Genomic DNA, 22,921 nt, shown 5'->3' on the forward strand with positions numbered 1-22,921 from the left:
TGATGACTAACTGAACTCCCTATCAAAATAAGAGCCACAGCTAGGACAGATCACATTGGTCACCTGATCGGCGACAGTGTTGTGGTACGTCCAAATCGTGCCGTTCTTGAACAGCGGAGCGGCGCAGTCGTAGCAATGGGTTCTGACACTCCACACCCCGCAGCGTTTGCAGTCAAGAAGCCATCTCGTCGCCCCGCTTTGAGTACTCTTTGCCTCGATCGCTACATGGCGTTCGCCGCAGCCAAGACAGAAGCTGCGGGATGTCCATGTTTTGTTGCCATAATCATCGTGTTCTTCCTGCGGCTCAGGAAATGAACTCTGGAATACCATCGCCAGCAGGCGTTTGAGGTGCTGGGTCGAGCGCGCCCCGGAAGACGATACTCCCGTCTGTATCCAGCCCTGACGATGGGATTGCGTCCTGCCGTAATCACAATGCGCCCCCCATTCGAGGGGTGACGCCGCGGGACGTGCGGTGAACTCGCAGGGCTGCAGGATGAAAACCCTTCCGCTTTCCACCGCCTTGTCATAGCCTTTCGCCAGGACCAGCTCGTCAAGCATACGGTTCAGCCCATCTCTCTTCCAGTTGCTCCTGAACTTGGCGTCCATCACTATGCCGCCGCGCCGCCCACTTTCGCGATCGAAACGCCTAGATTGTTCCTTGCCCGTATAGATAACCTCTAGAATAAAATCAGGCCGTCGACCCGTGGACATTTCTGCCTGGCAGTTGAGGGTGACCTTCATTTCCAGGTCGTCGCGCGAAAACTCGAACCTGACGTTACTTGCGCGCTCGAGCGAGGTCGCAACCAGCTTCTCTTCCCAGCCACGTTCCGGCTCGAACCGGAAGTCATGCATCAGCAGCATGAAGATCTTAAGCAGGCACCATTTTTCATAGATGTCACTGGTATGAAGGATCCCTATGCTGCTGATCTCTTCCAGTTTCGACAGATCTAGGCCGCCGCGATTGAAGAGTTCGCGAACCTTATTAAATGCCGCCACACAGGTAGCATAATCCGGGTTGGAGACGAACCGCATTCCCAACGGGAAATTCGAACTGCGTGAAATTCCGAGGCAGTCAAAGCCTGCGTCAGTTTCCGTCAACTTTCGCGCCCACCGCCCTATTTCCTCAACTGACAAAGAAATAACTCTCTTCTTTTCCAGAGATTTTTCTGCGCGTCGCTCGCCTATACCCGCCTCGCGATTAAGCTCACGCAGCTCATTACGAGAAAGACGAACAAGCCAGTTGTTTTTTTCCAAGCCTCGTCTCTTTCCAGCCCTTTTCTCAAGGACGTCCGTTTGCGGCAAAACCTCTTGCACCGAGGTGAAGGTGATCTCGCGAAATTGTTGCCCTTTGGACGTATCCCTCACGCGGGAGTCCACGCTCCCTGTGAGCGTAAAGTTTTTGCAGAAGTGATGTGCTCCGAGAATTAGCTCAAACAAATCCTTAGGCAGCACAACCACTCTGTAGTCGACAGGGCTGGCTACATTGCTCGCCATGGCATCCTGTGGCGTGTAATAAAAAGCAAAGTGATCAAAATACCTTTTGCCCAAACGAATCGGAAATCGACCAACTAGATCCGCCTCATGTCCCGACCGGCTCTTGAAGTCCGCAAGCGCATCCAGCTTGCGCTTGATCTCTTCCGTCTGCTGATCGAACACCTCGGGCTCAACAGGACGCATCTCCATTTCACGATCGCGACGGGCGCGCTCACTCTCCTGTGAAGCTAGCCTGTCAAGAAAGCTAGACTGCAGCGAGGCTGCCGAAACATAGGCATCAGCCACTTTGAGGGAAACCGCCAATACATGTCGTAGATAGCGGTTCTCGGCGGTGTCCGCCGACTCATTGAAGACCCGACCCGTGAGCTGGCGGGCTGTTGGATTACGCGCATACTCGCGAAAGGTCACCGTGTTTGGACGCAACTTCGCAAGAGGCTGCTGCGCCTGTCCCTCCCGGATATTGACAGCTGGAGATGCCAGCACCCTGTGCGACGCAGTATGTAACTCTTTTAGCGCATCAGCGAACTCGGTCCCAGCTCCGGCACCTTTGCCCGTTGCTGTGGCTCCGGCGGAATCGTTCATGATCATCCAGAGAAGATCGCCCCGAAAGTCATCTATATACGCCTGGATGTCGGCGCGACCGAAGGTCGAAAGACGATTTTCAACCCGTAGCGTTAAGTCGTCTATCCGGATGTTGTAGACGCCTGCACTCCGTTGAAGCTCGCTCAGATGACGCTTGCCGGCATGATCCCAACCATCATTTCGCAACCACCAGAATCCACCGCCCCGTGGATCTGCAACCTGCAACATAGGAGTTTCCTGCCCCAGCGCCGTCACGAAAACAGGCATCACGTCTTCAAACCCGGGCCCGACGCGAATACCGAGCCACGGTTGAAAATCGTTGAAGATCACGCTCTCAACAACAAACTCACCATCAGTGCGAGGCTCTATCTCCAGCGAAACCGGCGCAACCTCTATTGCCCGGGCGACACCTTCCGACTGCCAGTCAATCGTCAGATAGCGGGCTTCGATTTCCGGAGGCATTACCGAGTCCAGAAGTTGGCGATGCCGTTATTGCCTTCTGCGCGAGCGATCAACTCATCCAAAGACTCAACAGCAGACTCGGTCACCTGGCTCAGGTCAAGACCAATTAAGGCTTGTGCCAGTGAATCCCTGAGGCCGATCAGCACATCCCGTCGCTTCTGCCCATTGTTCGAAACCTTCTCTAAATCGAGGATGATTTTGGGAAGAATCTTGTGTACCGCGACGTTATTCAAAGCAGCTAAATCTCCAATCTCGGCTTCCTCCCCCCTACGGATGTAGTTGAGCGATTGCCGGATTGCCCGCAGGCCGAACTCAATGCCCAGCGGATCGAGATAGTCCCGCGCCAGACCTACCAACAGCTTAACCTTCGGGTCGGTCTGATCGAAGGTCGGATACTCGGCGCGGAAACCGATATCAGCGGCCAGAATGTTCATCGGTAGATCCAAGTCTAGGTCGAACTTCTCCAGCTCGCCCTCAACCTCATCCCAGTCCATTAACACGGGATTGCGGAACCGCATGACGTGCGCACGGTCAAGAATTTTTGGTGAGAGATAGTGCGTGGTCTCGTCCACGTTGATCGCCCCGATGATCCAGACGTTAGGTGGAAACCGGAATCCGGCGGGAACGTCGATCAGTCCCGAGAGCGAACGCCTGATCTTCGCATGGTGATTGAGTAAAGTGTCAGCGTCTTGGAAGCCCGCTAGCCTGCGAAGCTCGAGGTTGGCCTGATCATTCATTAGAATATCGCTGAACGAGGCGTCGCCCGGCAGGCCAGCACGCTTCCTGGCCTCTTCCTCAAGCGCTAAGAAAATTTTGTTATCGATTACGGCCTGACGCTCCTCCGCCGATGAGTACAGGTGGATCCAGGGAGCCTCGCCTCGAGTTTCAAGCAAACTCAGGAAGTCGGCAAAGTAGTACTCCACGCGGGCGAGGTTCATTTCGTCGAGGCAGATGAAGTGCGGAATTTCTGGCTCGCGCGCGGCATCCAGCAGTGCCAGCAGAAATTGCGTCGGGTGGTAGCGCCGCTCAATTGGGTTGTAGTAACCCAGCAGGTCGTCCGAGCCGGTCCAGTTGGGTTTTACCGGCACAATTGTGCAGCGCCCCCCGACAGCGGAGGCCACAGACTTCACCAAGTTGGTCTTGCCGGATCCCGAATCCCCGGCGAGCACGATCAAGTCGTTGGTGCGTAACAGGGTGATGAAGTCGAGCAATTGCGCGCGGGTGTAGAGGATACCCTTACGCCAAAGAAACGCCTGGATGTACGAAGCCAGTCGTTGGAGGTTTCCGGCAAGCGCCTCCCGAAGGCGATGCCCTTCTCGGGTATCAGGCGCCCCTATAAGGGGAAAAACTTTCTCCAGATCAGCCCTGTCGATGAGATTGAGCGCGACCATGCGCTCACTCCTATCCTGGAGAAAAGCTTCCAGCTCTCGAAACCTAGTTTCCAATGTATTTTTCCTCTGCACGAACTCTGTGTCGAGAGCCGCGATACGATCCATTCGCTGATCGACTTCCAGCCCGATTCGCCCATACTCATCGTCGAGCAATTTCTTATTCTGAGCAGCGACTTCGAGAGCTAATTGTGCAGCGAGCAATTTATCTCCAGCTTCAGAAGTCTCACGTTGCAACCGGTCCTCTATAGCCTCACGCACCTTTGTCACTACTAGCGGCATCGCTTCTGATTGGATGTTTTTGATACTCCACCAACTTTCAGGGATGTGGCTTAGTGGTTCTAGCGTTTCAGGATGAACCATGCAGCCAAACGGGTCGCCGCGTTTTTTTCGTTCATCCAAGGGTGACAGATCCAACTCCGCGGACGCGAAGCTCTCAATTCGCCCAAGTTTCTGGATTCTGCTGAGTTCGGAGGGCGGCACAAATACTGATTGGCGCACGCTGGCGTTTTTTAGTGGTGGGGGCAGCCTGATGCCTGTTTCGGCATGATGCAGATCTACGAGAAACCCGAAGGTTTTCCCTTCGGCCAGCTGTAACCGGCCAATGACTCTTAAGTGTAAGGGATCACGCTGGCCCCATACTTGAGCAAGATAGTACCGTAGGTCCTCCTCCGACCACCCGAGCGATGGTAACTCCTCGGCATAACCTTCCCCGCTCGCAGCGCTGACACCATCCTGTTGCATTGAATCGGTTGTCACATGCTCACCTAAGACCAAACACTCATTTGGATCTGGCTACCCTCGTCGATCTGACGCGTGTTTTCAACTAATTGCGGCTTGGAATACCAATCAAAAAAAACTCAGACCTATATCACCTCTGTGAACGCCCACCGTAGTAACTGCGGTAGGGATTTGGCGTGCCTGCTTTTTGGCTAGTACGCTCATCACTTGAGAGGATTTACGTATGTATGCCCCTTGCCCTAGCTGCAATTCTGGACGTGTCGCAAAGAAAAATATCGGTAAGCAAACGGGTGGGTTGATTGGCGCTGCAGGAGGTGCAGTCAGTGGGGCCGCCGGAGCCCTGTCGGGAGCGGAGGCCGGTGCAGTACTCGGCATAGTCGGCGGGCCTGTTGGGATTGCTGTGGGTAGTATCGCTGGCGCCATACTCGGAGGGTTGTTTGGTGGTGCTGCCGGCGGGATCGCTGGGGCCACACTGGGTGAACAGATTGATGAGAAGGTGCTGGATAGCTATCAGTGCCTGGAATGCGGCTACAGCTTCAGCATCAACCGTTAGTTCGTTGTTTGTTGAAGCCACGCTCTTTTCCATTCATTTCGCAGGAGTCATTCCCATGGCACACCTCATCGAACAAATGGCTTACGTTGGTGAAACTCCCTGGCATGGCCTGGGCAGTCGCCTATCGCCCCAACAACCGCTCGAAGTCTGGCAGCGCGAAGCGGGCATGGACTGGAAGATCCAGGACAGCCCGGTGCATTTCAAGTCCGACAGCATCGGTGTTCTGGGCTCAATTCACTCTTTCCCTGAACAGAAGGTGCTGTATCGCTCCGACACCAAGGCCCCCTTGTCAGTGGTCTCCAACCGCTACCAGGTGGTGCAGCCCCGTGAAGTGTTGGAGTTCTATCGCGATCTGACTGAGGTCTCGGGCTACGAGCTGGAAACCGCCGGAGTGCTCAAAGGCGGTCGCAAGTTCTGGGCTCTGGCCCGTACTGGGCAAGGCACGGCGTTGAAGGGCAACGACCAGGTGAATGGCTACCTGCTGCTGGCCACCTCCTGTGATGGCACCTTGGCCACCACCGCAACCCCCACCACCGTACGTGTGGTCTGCAATAACACGCTGACCATCGCCCTGGATGGCACCACCCGCGTGATCAAGGTGCCACATAACACCCGCTTCGATCCGCAGGCAGTGAAAAAGCAGTTGGGCATCGCCGTCTCCCAGTGGGACGAGTTTATGTACCGCATGCGAGCACTGGCTGAACGCAAGGTGCATTGGCATGAAGCGATGGGCTTTTTCATGAACGTGCTGTGTGACGTAACCCCCAACAGCAAACTACCCGAAGTCCTGCCGAACGAGCGCGCACTGCGCAAAGTCCAAGGGCTGTACGAAGGCGAGGGTCGGGGAGCAACGCTTGAATCAGCCCAAGGAACTGCGTGGGGCTTGCTCAACGCCGTGACCGAGTATGTCGATCACGAGCGACGCGCCAGGAGTGCTGAATACCGCATGGACTCGGCCTGGTTTGGCCAAGGCGCTGTGATCAAACAACGCGCCTTGCAGGCCGCACTGGAGCTCGCCGCCTAGCTCCACTCACTTACTCAACTATTAAAACGCCTGGTCAGCTTCTGCTGGCCGGGCGTTTTTATGCCGCACAGGAAAACATCATGGGCACGCAAACTCTGCAACAAACCAGGAGCAAACTACGGCCTGCGCTGCGCCTAGTGGGCACCAAACAATTGCCACGAGAGGAATGGTTGGCCGTACGCAAACAAGGCATCGGCAGTTCGGATGCCGCCGCAGCCGTGGGCCTGAACCCGTACAAATCCCAGCTGGAGCTGTGGCTGGAGAAAACCGGCCGTGACACCTCACTGCCCAAGCTCGATCCGCAGGATGAGGAAAGTCCGGCTTATTGGGGCAATATCCTGGAGCCGATTGTCGCAACACATTACACCCGGCGCAGTGGTCATCGGGTCCGCCGGGTCAATGCGGTGCTGCAGCATCCTGATTCCAAACTGGCCTGGATGCTGGCCAACATCGACCGCGAGGTCATCGGTGCGCCAGAGGTACAGATCCTTGAATGTAAAACTGCTGGCATAAACGGCGCACGCCTCTGGAAAGAGGGCGTGCCGGAGTATGTTCAGTTGCAAGTGATGCACCAACTGGCCGTGACTGGCAAGCAGGCAGCCGATGTGGCAGTGCTGCTGGGTGGCCAGCACCTGGAGATCCATCGCATCGAACGGGACGAGTCGCTGATTGCTCGGCTGATCGACCTGGAGCGGTTGTTCTGGGATTACGTGGTCAGTGATACCCCACCTCCGGCCGACGGATCGGCCTCGGCGGAGCAGGCGTTGCGCTGCCTGTATCCACAGGACAGTGGGCAAAGCCTGGACTTCAGCCAGGACGCGCTGCTCTGTACGACCTTTACCGAACTGCAGAGAGTGCGAGGATCGATTGCTCTGCAGGAGAAGCAGGAAGCTCAGCTCAAGCAAACGTTGCAACAGGCCATGGGTGATGCCAGTCGGGCGACCTTCGCAACCGGCAGCATCACGTGGAGGAAAGCCAAAGACAGCGTGGCACTGGATATCCCCCGCCTGCTGAAAGAAAAGCCCTACCTGCAAGTGCGCTACTCGACCACAAAAACCGGCTGTCGGCGTTTTCTACTGGCCTGAACGCTCGTTCGCGCTTCCCTTATTCCCATGCCCTTTCTCTCCAACGCCACCCTGGCCGTCTACGCGGTCTCGGTGGCGTTTTTATTTCAGACACAGGAGAACTCCCATGCTCAAAGGTTTAGCCATCACTCCGCCGATTTTGGGCCGAATATCCATTGGCAAGCTCGTCGAAAAGAACGGAAAGCGTCTACCGGAAAAGGACGATCAATTCACCCTTACCTCCCAAGTACAGAGCCGTGACGGCTGGCTGCTGCACCCCCTCAATGAGGAGCTGCGTAATGGCCAGGACGGCAAACTGCGCAGCATTCCAATCCGGCTGCTGTTCAACGAGCCTGACCTGAACTTTCGGGCTGACTACAGCCTGTTCGACCGCACCACTGGCCGACCTTTATGCGTCGGCAACGGCCTGACCTGCAAGCGTTTGACCGAGGACGGCATTCAGGCATTGCCCTGCCCTTCTCCGGATGGCTGCTCACTGGCGCAAGGCGGAGCCTGCAAGCCTTACGGCCGGCTCAACGTAGTGATTGGCGATGACGATCCGCTGGGCAGTTTTGTCTTTCGCACCACAGGCTACAACAGCATCCGCACTCTGGCAGCGCGTCTGCATTACCTGCAAGCCATCTCCGGCGATCGCCTCGCCTGCCTGCCGCTGGAGTTGCGTTTACGCGGTAAATCCACCCGGCAAAGCCATGGCACGCCGATCTTCTACGTGGACATTACGGTACGCAATGGACTGACCCTAAAAGACGCCTTACTGGCAGCCAAGCAATTGGAGGAAACCCGGCAAGCCGCGGGCTTTGACCAGAGCGCCTTGGATCACGCGGCCCGGCAAGGCTTTAACAATGGGGCATTTGAAGACAGCGAGGAGGACACCGGCGCCATCGTCGAAGAGTTCTTCCCCGCCATTGAAGATCTGCCCAGCGATGTAGAGCCAAAAGCCCAACCGGCAGCGCCTGGCAAACCCTCACTCGGTCAAAAGTTGGAGTCGCAAGCCACGCGGCACAACGGCAAGCCCACCGTCCAGTAACAGGGTTTCTCAGATCCCTCCGTTTTCTCACGCATTCGTACAGGAAGACCCACATGAAATATCACAAGCTCAGAGCCGGTGAAGATACCGGTACCTATGTTATGGAAGCCCCGGTCACCGAAGCTGACATCCTGCGTATGGCTCAACAACTGGCAATGAGTCGTCTGTCTAAAGGCCGGGCATTGACTGAGCCGAAGCAGGTCTTCAGCCACCTGCAAACACTGCTGCAGTACCATGAGCACGAAGTCTTTGCTCTTCTGCTGCTCGACACCAAGCACCGGATTATCGGATTTCAGGAGCTGTTTCGCGGCACGCTGGACGGGGCCAGCGTTTACCCAAGGGAAGTGGTCAAGATCGCCCTAGAGCACAACGCAGCAGCCGTGATACTGGTGCATAACCATCCTTCTGGAGATCCCGAACCCAGCCAGGCCGATCGCACGCTGACCACCACCCTCAAGAACGCCCTCAACATGATTGGCACACAGACGCTGGATCATATCGTTGTAGGCCACGAAGGCTGCGTATCGCTGGCTGAACGAGGTTACCTATAACGCCTAGGCTCACACCGCCCGATAGACTGCCCTTGGCTGATGCTAGGGCAGTCATCGGCAGGGAAACTCCCCTCACTTATTTTTTGTCGTGATCCAGCGGTTGTACTCAGCTCCTGCTGCAGCCGAAACTATGACTTCCCGACGCCTAAGGGCATCCGCAGTCGGCCTAACTTTTTTGCTTTAGTCGTGCTGCGAACACAAATCAGAGTGCCTCTGCCTCTGCCTCTGCCTCTGCCTCTGCCTCTGCCTAATAGTCGTAAACCTACGAACAAGCTGCCGGGCCAATTCGCACAAAGGTCACACTAAATTCTTTGCACTGCCGATGCTGCTGGAGCCGATTCGCAAAGCTGAAGGCATCATTCAGCTCAAAGCGCTGAAAAACATCCAAGCCACGGCCAAGCAATATCTTCCAACCCGTGTCGGTTGTAATGTCTCGGTCATGCTTGGTGCCGCTGGTGTCGTAGGCCCAACTGAACTGGATGCCAACACCGGTGCAAGCATCAGCGATCTTCTGCAGGCTGTCGGTCTGACGATCACCATTGGAATCATCCTCAACAGTCACCACATGAACAACCACCTCATCTTCCGGGCCTTGTAGCTTGCTAATGGTCTCCATCAGTTCCATCAAGTTGCGCAACTGGTGGAACATACGAAGATAGGGGTCTGTGATGATGATGCGCTTGGCACCTACCAGATAGGGACTGAACAACTTGTCAAAACTCAGTCCTCGCTGATTTTCGTGGAAGACCAAATGCTGCTCTTTCAGCACTGGTTCCATCGGCACAGGATTGCTTGGGCGTGAAGCTGGCCCTTGCATGGCTGGCGCTGCCTCGATAAGCGCCAAAGGGTCAGTGCCGACTTGGGGTAAGTCTGCAGTAGAAACTTCAGTCGCTCCCCTACGATGGTATTGATTAGGATACTCATCCTCTTCCAGAGTGCGCACCAAACGCTCCTGAGCATCCGCCCCCTGGTAGGCAAAACGAACTGCCGGATAGGTCGCGTCAATGCGTAGCAACTGATCCTTCACCCGCTTGCGCCCTTCAATAGCGGTGCGCAATACGTCTTCCACTTCGGCGTCTGTCGCCTCGCCATGCGGGTACAGGATCTTCATCAAACCAGAAAAGGTTTTGTTGATGCCATCGCGGTCACGCGTCGAAATATCGTCGGATAGCGTGAACTGTCCCTTGTAGCGATCTGAGTAGTCATGACTACGAAGCGAGCGCAGGATCTCGGCCAGGTAGTCCACCACAAAGCCGTATCCACTGGAGAACATCTCGCCACGGATGACATCCACTTCCCATCCGGGGATGTAGCTGTGAATGCGGTCGAGAAAGGCTGAATCGTGAAACTTTTCCGGCAGTGGGTCGAACAGGTCCGTGTGCTTAAGCATGTACGGTACGGTGTGATCGGTATTACCCACAAACACCATGCTGGCCTCAGCTCCGAGGGTTTCCACACCCCGCGAGAACGACTTGTTGGCCATGTAGTTCTTCATGATGTCCACCAGCGCCTTATCCACTCGCTTTTGCTTGCCGGCGAACTCATCGAATGCCACTACATCCCAGTAACCCACCAGACCGAGTTTACCCGTGCCGTTATGGACGAACAGCTTGGGAACTGTAACTTCGCCACCGGATATAAGAATGCCGTGGGGCGAGAACTCCGAATAAACGTGCGACTTGCCGGTGCCCTTCGGCCCCAGCTCGATCAGGTTGTAATTGCGCTCGCAGAACGGGATAAGGCGGATAAGCTGAGCAAGCTTATTGCGCTTGCCGAACATCTGCGGATTGAAACCTACGCTCTGGATCAGCAGGTCAATCCACTCATCAGTGGTGAACTGCTTACGTGCCTCCAGATAGCCCTCGAAATCAAAGCGGGAAATCTGAATTGGCTTTAGCGAGGCCAGAATCCAAGGTGAAGCAGACTTGTCCTCGGTGTATTCATACTCCACATCCGCAATACTCCAAACACCACCTACCAGCAGCTTCTGGTGAGCCTTGACGGTGTTGGAGTCGATCAGCACTTTCTTGATGCCTAGGTTGGCGAACTCAGCCTCGTACACGTCATCCTTGTCGTTTAATGAGACGCTAATACGGTCAATAACCTTGTGCCGCCCCTTCTCCTTGATGGTCGAGCGCACCAGCCCAGCTTCGTTGCGGTGGACATAGTGCTTACGCAGGATCTCCTTGACGGTCTCAATACCGGTCTGGATCGTCGCTTCATCATTGGTCGCGCAGTACTGACCCAACAAGTACTCCAGTACATACGACGGCACAATGGCGTTGCCCTTCACAGCTTTGACCAAGTCTTTGCGCACCACTAAGCCGGCAAAGTGCTGGTTGATCTTGTCGTCGAGCTGACTCATTGGAGCTCCTGCTTAAAAATCAAATTCGCTGCTAAACGAGCGGCGAATGGAGTAACGCGCAGCTTTGTACCGTGTGAAGTGTGAAGTGCCTTCCACGGTCTCTTCAAGGACCAGCTCCACCTGTTGATTGTTCGCCTCATCGGCCTTACGGCTGAGAATGAAACGCACCGGCAACTCCCGTTCACGCGGGTTGGCAGAGCTAAAGTCGAACAACAGCTCATGCTGATCGGATACCAGCTCTCCGTCCAGCGTGAACAGACCTGCACGCAACCGGCGCGACTGCAGTTTCTCGGTCACTGCCTCGGTTTGATAGAGCACCACGGCCAACTGCCCGGTAGTGATGGTCTTGCCACCGCCACCGATGAACTCCACCTCTACCCGACCCACATCGCTCTGGCGCTTCTTGTTAATGCGGATGACCGGGATCACAACCTCCTGCAGCGTGGCACCGCCATGCACAAAGCGGCTTCCAGAGCCCTTCAGCCGCAGACGGTTGATGGACTTGGGAATCTGCACCATGAGCGCACCCGTCAGGCCTAGTTGCACCGGGTTGAAGGTTTTAAAGCTGGCTCCTTCGCGCAAACCACGACCCAGCACAAAACGCCGGTCACGGTAGAGGACCTCATCACCCTCCGGCTCACTGCTGAGGAAATCGCTCTCCTGCAGCGGATGATTCTGGTAGATGAAGCCATGGTCGGCTGTAATAAGGAGGTTACTGGCATTGGCGTTGGTTAGCTTCTTGACCAGACGGATCAACTCACTAAGCGTTTCCTCAGCCGCCGCAAATACCCGTTCCTCGGTATCACGAGTGTCGCCGGTCTTATCGATCAGGTTGTGATAAACGTAAACCACCTCGTTGTCGCGCAGTAAGGCCCGAGAATCGGCCTGGTTCATCGCCAGTAAATCCTTGGCTCGTACCACCTGGGATGCTGGCACCCTGGTCGCCAGTATCTTGCCCCGGTTGACCGAGCCTTGAGCGCTCTGACCGTCCACTGTGGCATCGCCACTGTCGTTGTCGGCCAGTTGCAAGCTGCTGTTGGGTAGTAGCGCCGCCATGCCGAGCTGGGTGTAACTCGGCAGCATCGACAGCATCGGCTCCAGATCAGCCTCGAAACGATCTTCCTGACGAATCAGGCTTTGCAGCTCCTCGCCTACCTCATAGCGGAACGCATCGGAAATCAGCACGCACACCTTAGTTTTGCGCTCCACAAAGGGCTGCACATAGCGGCTGAAGAAATTGCGCTGCAGCACAACGGGTGCGGCCTCCCAATACTGTGCCGTATCCACGTGGTGCTGCCAGCGGTCGTTAAGACGGCTCAGGTAGTTGTTGGTGTACAGGTTCTCGACCTGCTTAGCCAACTCACCCAGCAGCGAAGCCTGACCGGATTCACGCAAGTGATAGACGAACTTGCGGTAACGCTGATCCAGCCGGAACCACTGGCTGGCGTATTTTTGCACGCCATCAGTCAACGATTCCATTTGTAGCTGCGTTATGTCCAGCACCTGAATGAACTGAGCCGCATGCTCCAACGCCAGGTACATATCCTTGAAGCGCTCAAACCAGTGGCTCTGACGGCGCTGGCGCACCCACTGTTCCACCTCCTGAGCGGTCACTGTACGGGCCACCACGGCACGTACCAGCTCACTGAGGATTTTTCGGTCGATCAGCTCGAAATAATCCAGCTCCAGCAGGCTACGCCAGTCGAGGGTTTGCAACTTGTCGTCGATCTGCAGCACCACCGCGCACTGCTGAGACAGTGTCTCGAAACTCTGCTCATGCGAACGACTGTCCTTCCAGCGTTTAAGAAACACCAGCGCCTCAGCGGACAGTCGCGCCTTATAAGCCGGGTCGATCCCAAGCATGAAACAAGCCTTAAACAGCTCGATAACGAAATCGTGCAACCCTGGTTGCTCGGAGCTATAGCCATAGGCGCGCTTCAACTGCTCCCACAGATAAGCATTTAAGCCGCTGCTTTCGATTAAGTTGATCCGTACATCTTTGCTAGCGGCCAAATCACCCAGCAGATTTTCCAGGATCACATCCAGGCGCGGTTCGTTGCCGGCGCATACGGCAAGCATTTTGCGTTGCAGCAGGTTCTGCGAATCACCCGCCTCCAGCAACTTACCGAGTGCCTCGCGGCGCTTGGCGGACTCGAAAAACGCCACATGCGCTTCGAGAAGCGGATAGCTGTCTGGCCCAAGCTCCAGTTCTGCCAGCCATAAGGCGACCTGATCTGTGCGGAAGCAATTGCCGCTGGCGAGCTGAACATCCAGCAGCCAATTCTGTAAATGAGGCGGTTCGGCACCTTCTCGGTAGAGCAGGAACTTTTGTTCGGGTAGCTCGCGCAGCAGGCGGTATTTCACGCCGAACTCATTGTTAGCTAGCTCGATCTTCTCGACATCCGGCAGCTCCAGCGTCTCAAAATCAGCGCGAAACTCCAGGCGCGTGTCATACCAGAACACTATGCGCTGCTTGTCGAACAGGTTGCTCAGAGCTTGGGTGATTTTGGGGTTACTCATGTTTATGCATTCCCCATCCAAACCTGCAGTGCTTCTGCTCTTTGTTAGATTTCACTCATCCCCCTTGGCATCTAGCCCGACGATCTTTTTCAGCGCCGAGCCAAGCTTGAGATAGTTCACTTTGACGCCGTCATCCAGATCCAACGCCACCTGCTCAGTAGCTAGCGGATAGAGTGTGTCGCGCTCGTAGTCGTCCAGCTCCAGGAGTTGCTTTTTGAGCGTTTCAATTTCCTTGAGGGCGCGGGTCTTTTCACCTTGGCTGACGCTGGTGCTGATGCCGACCTGCTGCAGGTAGTCCAGGCGTGCGGCCAGTTTTTTGCGGAAGTCGCGCAGATACTTCAACACCACACTCACAGTATCCGGGCGGTAGCGGTGCAGGTAAATCAGCGCGCTGAACGTACCCTTTGGACTGGCGAATAGCCAGTAGATTGGCCGTTTTTTGTAGCGCTTCACATGGTCGGAGTAGAAGTCCTTGATGAAGTACTTGCGTACGTCCTTGCCCAAGGACTGCTCAAGAAAAGCCATGTTTTCTTCGTAGTTTTCCTCACCAAAGGCCCCGCGCAAAAAGGTGCGGAAGCGCTCGGTCACATCGTCTGCAAACCACTCGCCATCCAGCAGCGGGATCACGTTGTCCTCATCCGGCATAAAGCTCGGCGCGGGCACCTGGCGCAGGTAATCATTCAGAGTCGCTCCCTGATTGGCCAGTACTAAGCCCGGCTTGTCCAAACTGTAGCGGCCAAACATGCAAGCTACGGCGTAGCTGAGGAGCTCAGCCATAGTGTCGGCTTGCAACTGCGCCTCAAGCTCATTGTGATTCTTGGCTCCACCATAACGGTAATGTGGGTTGCAGGTGAGCGTGATTTCCTTCAACGGAACCTCTGGTTTCAGCTCTCCTTGTAGGCCGTAGGAGTCAATGAAAACGTGGTTGTTTTCTTCTTCAAGGCGCTGCATTTCCTGCGTCATGCTGCGCCAGTAGGTGCGGAGCTGCTGGTAGGTCCCTTGCAGTGTAGGCTGGCGATAGTCGGCGTTCAGCAGTGGAAGGCTGGTGAAATCCCAGGAAGTTTCGTAGGAGTCCCAATCATTTTTTGCATGTTGTATCAATTTTTCTGGCGTATGGGCAAAAGTACTTCTATCTAACGCCAGAATTGGCAGTGAAGCTATTTGACCTGCCTCAAAGTTAAGAGTTGGCGAAATACTTGCCAGCAACTCTCTAACCATAATTGTGTTGGAATACCCAAGCAGGAACATTAGATCACTTTGCTCAGGTGAAAAAATGCAACATCCTGCAACGTCAAACAGGTAGCCTTCCGGATAGTACCTCATCGCCAAATTACCACTAGATATTTTTGACCAACTTATACAAGGCTTAAAATATTCAGAGATGCTTTTGATAGTTCGAGTTGGGCTTCCATATAGCGAAGCCGCATAATCAAGCAGCTCCTTCCCATCATGCTCCCAATTTACGAAAAAATCCGAATTCCCAAACCACTTTCTAAACTCACCTCCTTTATTGTAAGGGAACCATTTTTTGGAAGACTTGGCGGCTTCATCTCGAGTTCTTGCATTAAGGCACGATTTTTCAAAACTGACTTCAAACCAAGCTCTTAAAAAGCGGTTATTGTCGCTGGTTGCCATGCCTTGACGTGTGTCTCCGATTTCTTTCAACACAACACACGAATCGAAAACGTTGCGCATTTGCGCACTCATCCAATACGCAATCGGACTCCCTGAAATTTTCTTAAAATCCTCCACCGAAGCCCGAAAAAAATACTGCTCCATGCTTTTTTGATTTTCCTGATTCATTGTTCTTTCCCTTTGGACAGGGTATTTCTCGCATGGGCGGGCGAAAAGCCTTCCGGCACAGGCTTAAATGGGCGGCTCGACGGGCAGTGACTCGACTGGAACTGGCGCAGTGCTCGGACGTCAATTTCGCCGGTAACACAATAGTCGGCAATGCTGCTACTTAAATAATTCTGCATGTCAATCATGCCTCCTGCATAACAGGCGCCAAGCGCGTTACTGGCCAATGAGGAAAAACAGCCTGCCAAGTTTCTATATTGTGAATCTGGCAGCTAGCCAAGGGCTCACGACTCCATCGATTAGATTTTTTCGAAAAATTAATCATCAGCCTTTCCATTCCATCTACAATCGGCTGTAATAATGCCGACTCCAAAGTAATCAGCGAGACGTAGTGAACAGTTTTATCAAGATCACATTCAGCCCATCGATAGAAAAACGTAAAAATATATTTTTCTATTAGAGAAGCCTCAAGCGTTCCGTTCACAATTTTCTTGAGTAGCTTCGTTCCACCCACATCAACTGCATCAGGCCTTCCTGGGTCTTTAATCTCAATAAAATAGATCGACTCATCCGTCTCAACAATAAAATCAACTCTCGGCATATTTTGCAAATCATGAAAATCCGGAAGACTTGGGTCCTTTTGATCAAACTTCATGGCGCGCTGAGCGCCATTGAAATTTATCTGAAGTCCATCCTCAGTAAGTATCGTCATGTCATGCACCTTTGAGACGAGATTGTGCATGAGCAATCGTCAAGTCGTTGAATGCTTCCGAAATCGCATTGGCCTTAAGGGCTCGGTAGTCATCCACACTATCTACCTGCACATTACCGCTGTCCTCGTCTCGATAGAGCGCATGGAATCTCACATGATCGTCCTGGTCTTTATCCATTAGCAGGTCAAACCACTTGAGCAATACATAGTCATGCGTAGCCAGAATGACCTGCTGACCGTTGCGTGACAATTCCAGGAGGACTTCAACCAGCTGCCTCATAAGCTTGGGGTTGAGATTGGATTCGGGCTCATCCCACAGCAGGGGGCCACTGACACCGGGGTTAAGAGTACCGTTGGTCAGCAGGCGCTGGAGCACTCCGACCTTACGGAAGCCTTCGGCGGTCATGCCGCTTGAAAGCATTGCGGACTTTGCAGGCACAAATCGTGTAGAGGCTTTTTGAAATGTTTGTGGGGCTTTTGTTTCAGAGCTACTTTTCCCCAGCTTTTCAATATACGTTCCTGACTGGAAACAAAACTCCCCGTTTTCCAGTTGATAGCGACCACCAATAAGGTTGGTCAACATGGGCACAATGCTGTCAAAACGTGGACCTAAATTGACCTTGGACTCTGGATCTTCCACGCCCTCGCGCAACATCATCTGCGCCAGATCCAGATAACCATCATCGAAGATCAACTCTACTGTGCGTTGGTCATGATTGGCATCGGCCATACCGCGCACCAGTGACAACACTTCTTTGGTAGGCACAAATATCGGCTCAGCCCGATAATTGGCGTACGCAGCATTGGCATTAACAGTGGCTACTTCTGCCGTGCCATTGAAAGTCAGGTCAATTTCTTCACCCAGCACAAACGCTGCTTTCAGTTGCGCATTGCCACGGGCGCCGGATCTACGCATGTTCCCTAGTTTTTCATCCAGCGGCATGAGTACCCGAACCAGCTTACGGGCAAGGGTTTGTTCCAACTCATTACCAGCAGCGCCTGACTTATGCTGCAAGGCCCCACCCGCGCACAGAGCATAAGCACTTTTGAGCAGCTGGGTTTTACCGTTGCCGTTCTCGCCAATGATCACGTTGATCTTGGGGGAGAAATCAATGGCCAGCTCACTGAACGCCGTGAAGTTTTTAAGCTCGAGACGGGTAATCATTGGATGGCCTCCCGCTGATTAACAGCCTTCCTATTTCTTTCATTCCGCGGTGGAAACTCCATAGGCTTATTGTCTTCACCGATGTCTTCGTAATCGACATAGCAGTAAGCCCCTCGCGCTTTCGGGCTTCCGCCCTTCTTGCAGACGGTTGCCGCCGTGCCAAAGGCAATGCCCATCACCATGTTGGCCATATGCGCCATGCAATCGATTGACGTTTCACGCAAGATTCGTTCGCGAAGCGATTCGTAGGAGGACAGGAACATCCAGCTCTGCATGGTGACCATGGCGCTGTAACCGTGCTTCGGTGTTAGATCAAAACCGCGCTCTATGAACATGGCAAACAAGTCGGACTTGCTATTTGGATAATTTTCCTTGGCCCAGGCACCCAGACGGCCATTCATACCCTTGCCGCCCATATACGGTGGGTTGGCAACCACCACCGCGTAGTGCGGGCTCAGGTACTCGGTCATTCGCAGCACCTGCAGCACCTTGGCGTGGGTGCTAGCGAGGAACAGGTTGCCCACCATGTCCTTGGCCTCCAACACGGGCAACACGTTTTGCACGCCGGTGAGCTTGGGGCGGATCAGCGAGCCAAAGTTGTCAGCCTCCTCAAATTGCTTGAGGGTCTCACGCAAGTCGAGGGTAAACAGGTCGCTCCCCACGGACGAAATGTATTCATCCAACTCGTCGTGGCTGAACTCCACTTTTTCCAGCACACAGATGTTTGGCTTGATGGCTTTGTTGAAAAAGCGGCGCTGTTTGGCACGGGCTTTCATGGTCAGAGCAAAAGCCGCCAGCTCCCCTGCGCGCTCGTCAAGTTCGATCCCGTAAAGGTTGTGCGTGAGGATTTTTTCCGGGATTTCACTGGGGTCGGTACCCACCTCTTCGTAAATCGCATAGAGAAGGTCGAAGGCATAGGTAAGCATGTGACCGGAGCCACAAGCAGGGTCGCAGACCTTGATATTTTCCGGGCGAGCAATCTTGAGGAAGTCTGTTTCCGCTGCTTCGGGCTTGATGTAATAGTCCATCTGCCCAGCGAGTGCCGAGTTGGGATTGTTGAGCAACCACAACCGGCCCAGAGAGTTTTCCACCAGGTAGCGCACTATCCAGTGCGGGGTGAATAGCTGGGTAGCGGCGGGGATATTTTCAGGGTTGATCTTCTGGTTCTTTTTCAGTCCGTCAAACACCGCGTCCTTTTTCTCGGAGATGTAGAACTGGTACAGCCAGCCGATGACTTCCACGTCTTGACAGGCGCCGAGAGTCATGGCTTCGCGTGTGTAAGCCAATATAGAGTTACCCGAGAGCAAGTCGTCGGGCATCAGCAACTCGGTGTAGTCTGCGATGCGCTCGAACAGGTAAGGCATGGCGCTGTGGAAGGCGTTGCACTCGGCCACTACCAGCAGACGGTAGGCTTCCTGCTGCGGATCGTGGCTAGGGGTGTTACCGCTAAGCAGAGCCTGGATCTGCTGGCGGACTCGCTCGGGCACGCGCTCGTCGTCGATATGTCCGGCTTTGGCTTCAGCCAGTATTTCAGGCTGGAACTGGCCTTCATCAGCGGGCGATACCACGCGGATACGGGTGTAGCCGTTAACATCCATAAAGCGAAGGGCGCAGAAGCGGTTGAACCAGGTGTAGGCGACCTTGTCGATGAGCTGCTCGCGGCCGTTCGCGGCGATCTTTTTTTCCAGCCGGGCAACGGCTTGCGGATTCTCACGGCGGGCAGCACTGCTGGCATATAGCACCAGGGAGAGCTTGGCGCCCACTTGCTCCAAGAGAAGGCGACGTGCGTGCTGGGCGAACTTCTTGAGTTTGGTGGTTTCCATCATTCTTCTCTTTATGGGCCTGCTCGATCATTTTTGTGGTTTCACGAAAATGATCGGGGCACTTGTCCGTTTCAAATCTGTACGCGGTTGCCTGCTTGGATTTCCTTCAGCCAAGCTTCGCGCTGCTGTCGTAGGTAATCATCCAGCTCGGATTCACTGGCCAGCCAAGGCTTGCTGTAACCCACCGTAATAGATCGTGCGGGCACCAAGCGCGGTTCGGCCTCTTTGGGTGGTTCTGCGCTTGGTGGCGGCGAATAATCGATGTCCTGATTTCCCGCTGGTGGCGGAGAAAAGGGTGGGATTGGATCTGGTACCGGTTGCGGACGAGCCAGTCGCTCTAATTTAAGCAGTAACTGTGCGTATTGGTTGTCCTCGAAGGCACGCAACTGATCGCGGATCATGGCAATACGCTTCTGCCCTTGCATTGACTGCTGAGCTTCAACAAACGGCACAGCCAGCTGAGCCTGCTGCTCAGGCTTAAGACTGCCGTACTCGTTGCTCCCCTGCAGACGCTGCTCCAACTCGACAAGCCGGCTGACTGCGGTAGCCTTTTCGCTGGTTAGCTGGTTAACAATGGTTTGCTGCAGGGCCTCCAGTTGCGGTTTGGCCTGCTGCAGACGATTGCCTTGCCAGGGTTTATTCTCGGTGAGTAATGCCTTGATGGCTTCAACCTCCCCCGTGGCGACATAGGCGAAATTGTCTTCCTGCTCCTGCACCAGTTGGCGAGCCTGATCGTAAATAGCTTTTTGCGGACTACCCATGAAGCGACGTAGCGGCTCAATGATCTGCTCTTTGGTGTCGAGCAAGGCATCGGAGGCGCGGGACAGTTCGGTAAGGAACCAGCTGGCGTTTTTGCCGGCGATTTCCTTGAGGGTAGCCATCACGCCATCCAGCACGCTGAGGAAGCCATACAAGGCTTTTTGCCCATGCAGTTCGGCTAAATCAATCTCCAGTTCTTTGAAGGCGTCGATGGTTTCACGCGCCAGAGCGCGGGCTTCGTTGCAGCTGGCGGGACGGTCGAAAAAGTCGGCAAAGAACTCTTTGAGATGGCGAACCTGGGAGGCGCTGAACTCGATTTGCGGCTCCAGCACCAAGGTGGTGTGAGTGTTGGTGTTGCGCAAGCTGCGCTCTAGGTTGTCGCCTTCCAGCAGGTTGCTGTCTTGCCGCACCTCCGCCTTGCCACGTGCGCAAAGCAGCGCGAGGTTGCAGAGGATGGCCGCGTAGTACCAACCGTAGTTCTTGCGCTCGAAGCGCTCCAATAGGGTTTTGACCGTGGTGCGCACACCGCTGCGAGCATTGCTCTGGATATAGGCCAGTAGTTCCTGCTCGGGTTCGGTCAGGCTAGTAGCGTCGTTGCCGAGTAGACCGTCCTGGGCCTGGCGCAAGTATTTGCCGATGTCATTCTCGTTGAACGGCACATCGCGCAGCATGCGCAGGTTCGGATAAGTAGTTTCGATCAGCTGGTAGAAGCCTTTGAGCATACGGACCTGACCGTCGCTGCTGGTGGCCTCCACGTCGGCGGCGTTAATTATCAAGTGCGCTTTGCCGAGCAGCTCCTTGGCACGATCCTGCAGCTCGGCCAGACGTTCGTTGTTCTGGAAACCCTTGGCGTCGATGATGCGTTTGACGGCTTCCTGCTGGGTGCTGCTGTTCTGTCGGATGTATTTCTCAGTGCGCTTGTGCAGGGTGAGATCCTGCATGAACCGGGCATCAGCCGGCAGCACCACGCGCAGCTCATCACGTCCCATGCTCTGCATGCGCTGCACCGTGAGGTTATCGAAGTTGTCACTAAGCGGAGTGACAATGTGGATGGCCAACTCAAACTCGCGACTGAGCGAACGGTCGTCCATTTTGCGCGTATAGGCGTAGTCCTGGCCGTTTTCATAGCGGACCTTGCGCTGCTTAATCACACCATCAAACAGCAGGGTTTCCAGCTCCTTGATGACATCGGCAGTTTCGATCTCCGTGTTTTTGATCTCTTCTTCGATGTCCTTCTCTTCGTCTGTCAGGTACTCGTAGAGCTCGCCATTGCGTTGGATGTAGGTTTGCTGCTCCAGCAAGTTAAGTGCCGCTTCCAGCTTCTTGCGTTGGGCTGGAATGTCTTCGCCAAAACGCTCCAGCATTAGCACATTGAGATTGCGTAGAGTAGCCTTGAACTCCTTGACGTATTTGACCAAGAACAATGCTTTGAGCACGCGCACCGCGTATGGGTCACCAAGGTGCCGCTCGGCATTGTTGATGGCGCTTTGAATAGCGCTTTTCAGCGCGCCGCGAATGCCTTCGAACATGCGTTCGAAGGTAGCCAGCTGGCCGACTGGCTCGTTGTCGATGGCCATGGCCACTTCGCGGAATACGCCGAGCATGGAGCGCTCGCCCACCGAGTTGGCCTTACCCTCAAAGCCGTTGTGCATGGATATGCCACGAATAGCCGACTGAAACAACGGGAACTGGTAAGGCACGAAGGGGTAGCAGTAGGTGAAGTGCTCCAGATCGCGGAAGTTCTGGTAGTGCTGGCCGCCATCAGTAAACTCGAACAGGGTTTTAAAGTTGTTGAACTGCTGGTCGTAGACAGTTTTCAGCAGGTCGGCACCTATATCGTTTTTGGTCAGCAGGCGCTTCTGGATTACCTCAGCCACGTCGGCACTGGTGAGCTTGAGACGGTTGGCAAAGCGGGCCTGGATCTTGGTGAAGTCGTTGCTTTGCTGCTTGCTCATATCGCCCATCACGGAGTCCATATCCTCCTGTGCGGTGACGAAGACCCACGCCCTACCTTCGCACTTGGTGGCCAGACTTTCAGCCACGGTTTGCAGGTTGGTCATGAGTTTTGTGTTGTCGGCAATGTACTGGCCGACCTCATCGACAAAGAAATTTAGGCGGAAGTTGGACGGCTGTTTGTCCAGCCATTCCTTGACCTGATTGCCGAAGTCTTCAATGGAAACGCTGTGTTGAGCGCGGTATTTATCGAGGATGCCCTTGGCCAGCGCCAAGTCTTCGTCGGTGATCTGGGCGTAGGCCTTGGCGATATTGCCTGTCTCCAGCAGCGCCTGCTCACGACCACGCTCCCAGGGCTTATTGGCGATGCTCTGATAGGCTTCCTTGAACGGTTGGAACAGTTCGCGACTGTCCAGGTCGCGCTCAAACTGGGCAATGTAGCCCTGCTTGCCGTAATAACCACACATCTCGTTGAAGACTTTGACGAACACCGAGAGCAAGGCGTCGACCTGAGTCTTGCTGATGATGTCGGCCTTTTGGTCGATGTTGAACAGGATGCTTTTCGAGGGGATGGCGACAGCTTTCTTGAGCTGGGCGCGCAACAGCTCGTCGTCGTCCTTGATCTTGGGTAGGAAGATGTCCAGTGCAGTACTGCCGTCGACCTGGCGATTTTCCAGCAGCAGGGCAAGCATTTTCAGCAGATGCGACTTACCCGAGCCGAAGAAGCCGGAGACCCAGACGCCATTGGCATGGTGGTAGTCGGTATAGGCATCGAGGAAGTGCTCCAGACGCTTGGCGACTTCGTCAGTCAGGACGTATTCACTGAGCTCGTTGAACAAGCTAGCTTCGTCGTCGGCCTTGATGACGCCCTCAATCGGGCGACTGACTGGGCTCTTGAAAATTCCGTTGAGTTTCAT

General features: G+C 54.6%; 15 protein-coding genes. 5 read left to right on the forward strand and 10 right to left on the reverse strand.

The annotated features are described in order from the left end of the window. Positions 1-6 precede the first annotated feature (6 nt). The gene (locus CQ041_RS15445; RefSeq protein ID WP_105523303.1) at positions 7-2,538 is read right to left on the reverse strand and encodes a hypothetical protein; all 2,532 of its coding nucleotides are present in this window, start codon (positions 2,536-2,538) and stop codon (positions 7-9) included. Then, positions 2,538-4,685 (reverse strand): McrB family protein, encoded by a 2,148-nt coding sequence (locus CQ041_RS15450; protein WP_256586799.1) that lies wholly within the window; start codon positions 4,683-4,685, stop codon positions 2,538-2,540. The genes CQ041_RS15445 and CQ041_RS15450 overlap by 1 nt, the downstream gene beginning before the upstream one ends. Before the next feature lie 205 nt (positions 4,686-4,890). Here CQ041_RS15450 and CQ041_RS26590 point away from each other — a divergent pair, with 205 nt between their 5' ends. The 5 genes from CQ041_RS26590 to radC all read left to right on the forward strand — a co-directional run bounded on the left by CQ041_RS26590 (position 4,891) and on the right by radC (position 8,907). Further along, complete coding sequence (locus CQ041_RS26590) at positions 4,891-5,220, forward strand: hypothetical protein (protein WP_105523305.1); 330 nt, start codon at positions 4,891-4,893, stop codon at positions 5,218-5,220. A gap of 55 nt (positions 5,221-5,275) precedes the next feature. After that, the gene (locus tag CQ041_RS15460) at positions 5,276-6,244 is read left to right on the forward strand and encodes a DUF932 domain-containing protein (RefSeq protein WP_105523306.1); all 969 of its coding nucleotides are present in this window, start codon (positions 5,276-5,278) and stop codon (positions 6,242-6,244) included. Positions 6,245-6,324: 80 nt separating this feature from the next. Further along, entirely contained in the window at positions 6,325-7,329 is a 1,005-nt protein-coding gene (locus CQ041_RS15465) for a YqaJ viral recombinase family protein (protein WP_105523307.1), read from the forward strand. 106 nt (positions 7,330-7,435) lie between these two features. After that, positions 7,436-8,356, forward strand: a complete 921-nt coding sequence (locus tag CQ041_RS15470; protein WP_105523308.1) for a hydrolase or metal-binding protein — start codon at positions 7,436-7,438, stop codon at positions 8,354-8,356. A gap of 53 nt (positions 8,357-8,409) precedes the next feature. After that, positions 8,410-8,907, forward strand: a complete 498-nt coding sequence (radC, locus tag CQ041_RS15475; protein ID WP_105523309.1) for a DNA repair protein RadC — start codon at positions 8,410-8,412, stop codon at positions 8,905-8,907. Positions 8,908-9,169: 262 nt separating this feature from the next. Here the strand turns inward: radC and brxL are convergent, their stop codons facing one another. The 8 genes from brxL to brxC all read right to left on the reverse strand — a co-directional run bounded on the left by brxL (position 9,170) and on the right by brxC (position 22,921). Further along, on the reverse strand, positions 9,170-11,272 hold the full coding sequence (gene brxL, locus CQ041_RS15485; protein ID WP_105523311.1) for a BREX system Lon protease-like protein BrxL: 2,103 nt from the start codon (positions 11,270-11,272) through the stop codon (positions 9,170-9,172). 12 nt (positions 11,273-11,284) lie between these two features. Further along, complete coding sequence (gene pglZ / locus CQ041_RS15490) at positions 11,285-13,792, reverse strand: BREX-1 system phosphatase PglZ type A (protein WP_105523312.1); 2,508 nt, start codon at positions 13,790-13,792, stop codon at positions 11,285-11,287. Between the two features lie 51 nt (positions 13,793-13,843). Further along, positions 13,844-15,595 carry a BREX-1 system adenine-specific DNA-methyltransferase PglX gene (gene pglX, locus CQ041_RS15495; protein WP_105523313.1) on the reverse strand — a complete coding sequence of 584 codons (1,752 nt, stop codon included), beginning with the start codon at positions 15,593-15,595 and terminating at the stop codon, positions 13,844-13,846. Further along, the gene (locus tag CQ041_RS15500; RefSeq protein ID WP_146116065.1) at positions 15,592-15,771 is read right to left on the reverse strand and encodes a hypothetical protein; all 180 of its coding nucleotides are present in this window, start codon (positions 15,769-15,771) and stop codon (positions 15,592-15,594) included. The genes pglX (CQ041_RS15495) and CQ041_RS15500 overlap by 4 nt, the downstream gene beginning before the upstream one ends. Positions 15,772-15,776: 5 nt before the next feature. Continuing rightward, entirely contained in the window at positions 15,777-16,304 is a 528-nt protein-coding gene (locus tag CQ041_RS15505; RefSeq protein WP_105523315.1) for a hypothetical protein, read from the reverse strand. Position 16,305: 1 nt separating this feature from the next. Further along, positions 16,306-17,469, reverse strand: a complete 1,164-nt coding sequence (locus tag CQ041_RS15510) for an ATP/GTP-binding protein (RefSeq protein WP_105523316.1) — start codon at positions 17,467-17,469, stop codon at positions 16,306-16,308. Beyond that, the gene (gene pglX / locus CQ041_RS15515; RefSeq protein ID WP_105523317.1) at positions 17,466-19,292 is read right to left on the reverse strand and encodes a BREX-1 system adenine-specific DNA-methyltransferase PglX; all 1,827 of its coding nucleotides are present in this window, start codon (positions 19,290-19,292) and stop codon (positions 17,466-17,468) included. Before pglX (CQ041_RS15515) ends, CQ041_RS15510 begins: the two co-directional genes overlap by 4 nt. 71 nt (positions 19,293-19,363) lie before the next feature. After that, complete coding sequence (gene brxC, locus CQ041_RS15520; RefSeq protein WP_105523318.1) at positions 19,364-22,921, reverse strand: BREX system P-loop protein BrxC; 3,558 nt, start codon at positions 22,919-22,921, stop codon at positions 19,364-19,366.

The organism is Pseudomonas sp. MYb60 (assembly GCF_002979555.1).
Classification (GTDB): domain Bacteria; phylum Pseudomonadota; class Gammaproteobacteria; order Pseudomonadales; family Pseudomonadaceae; genus Aquipseudomonas.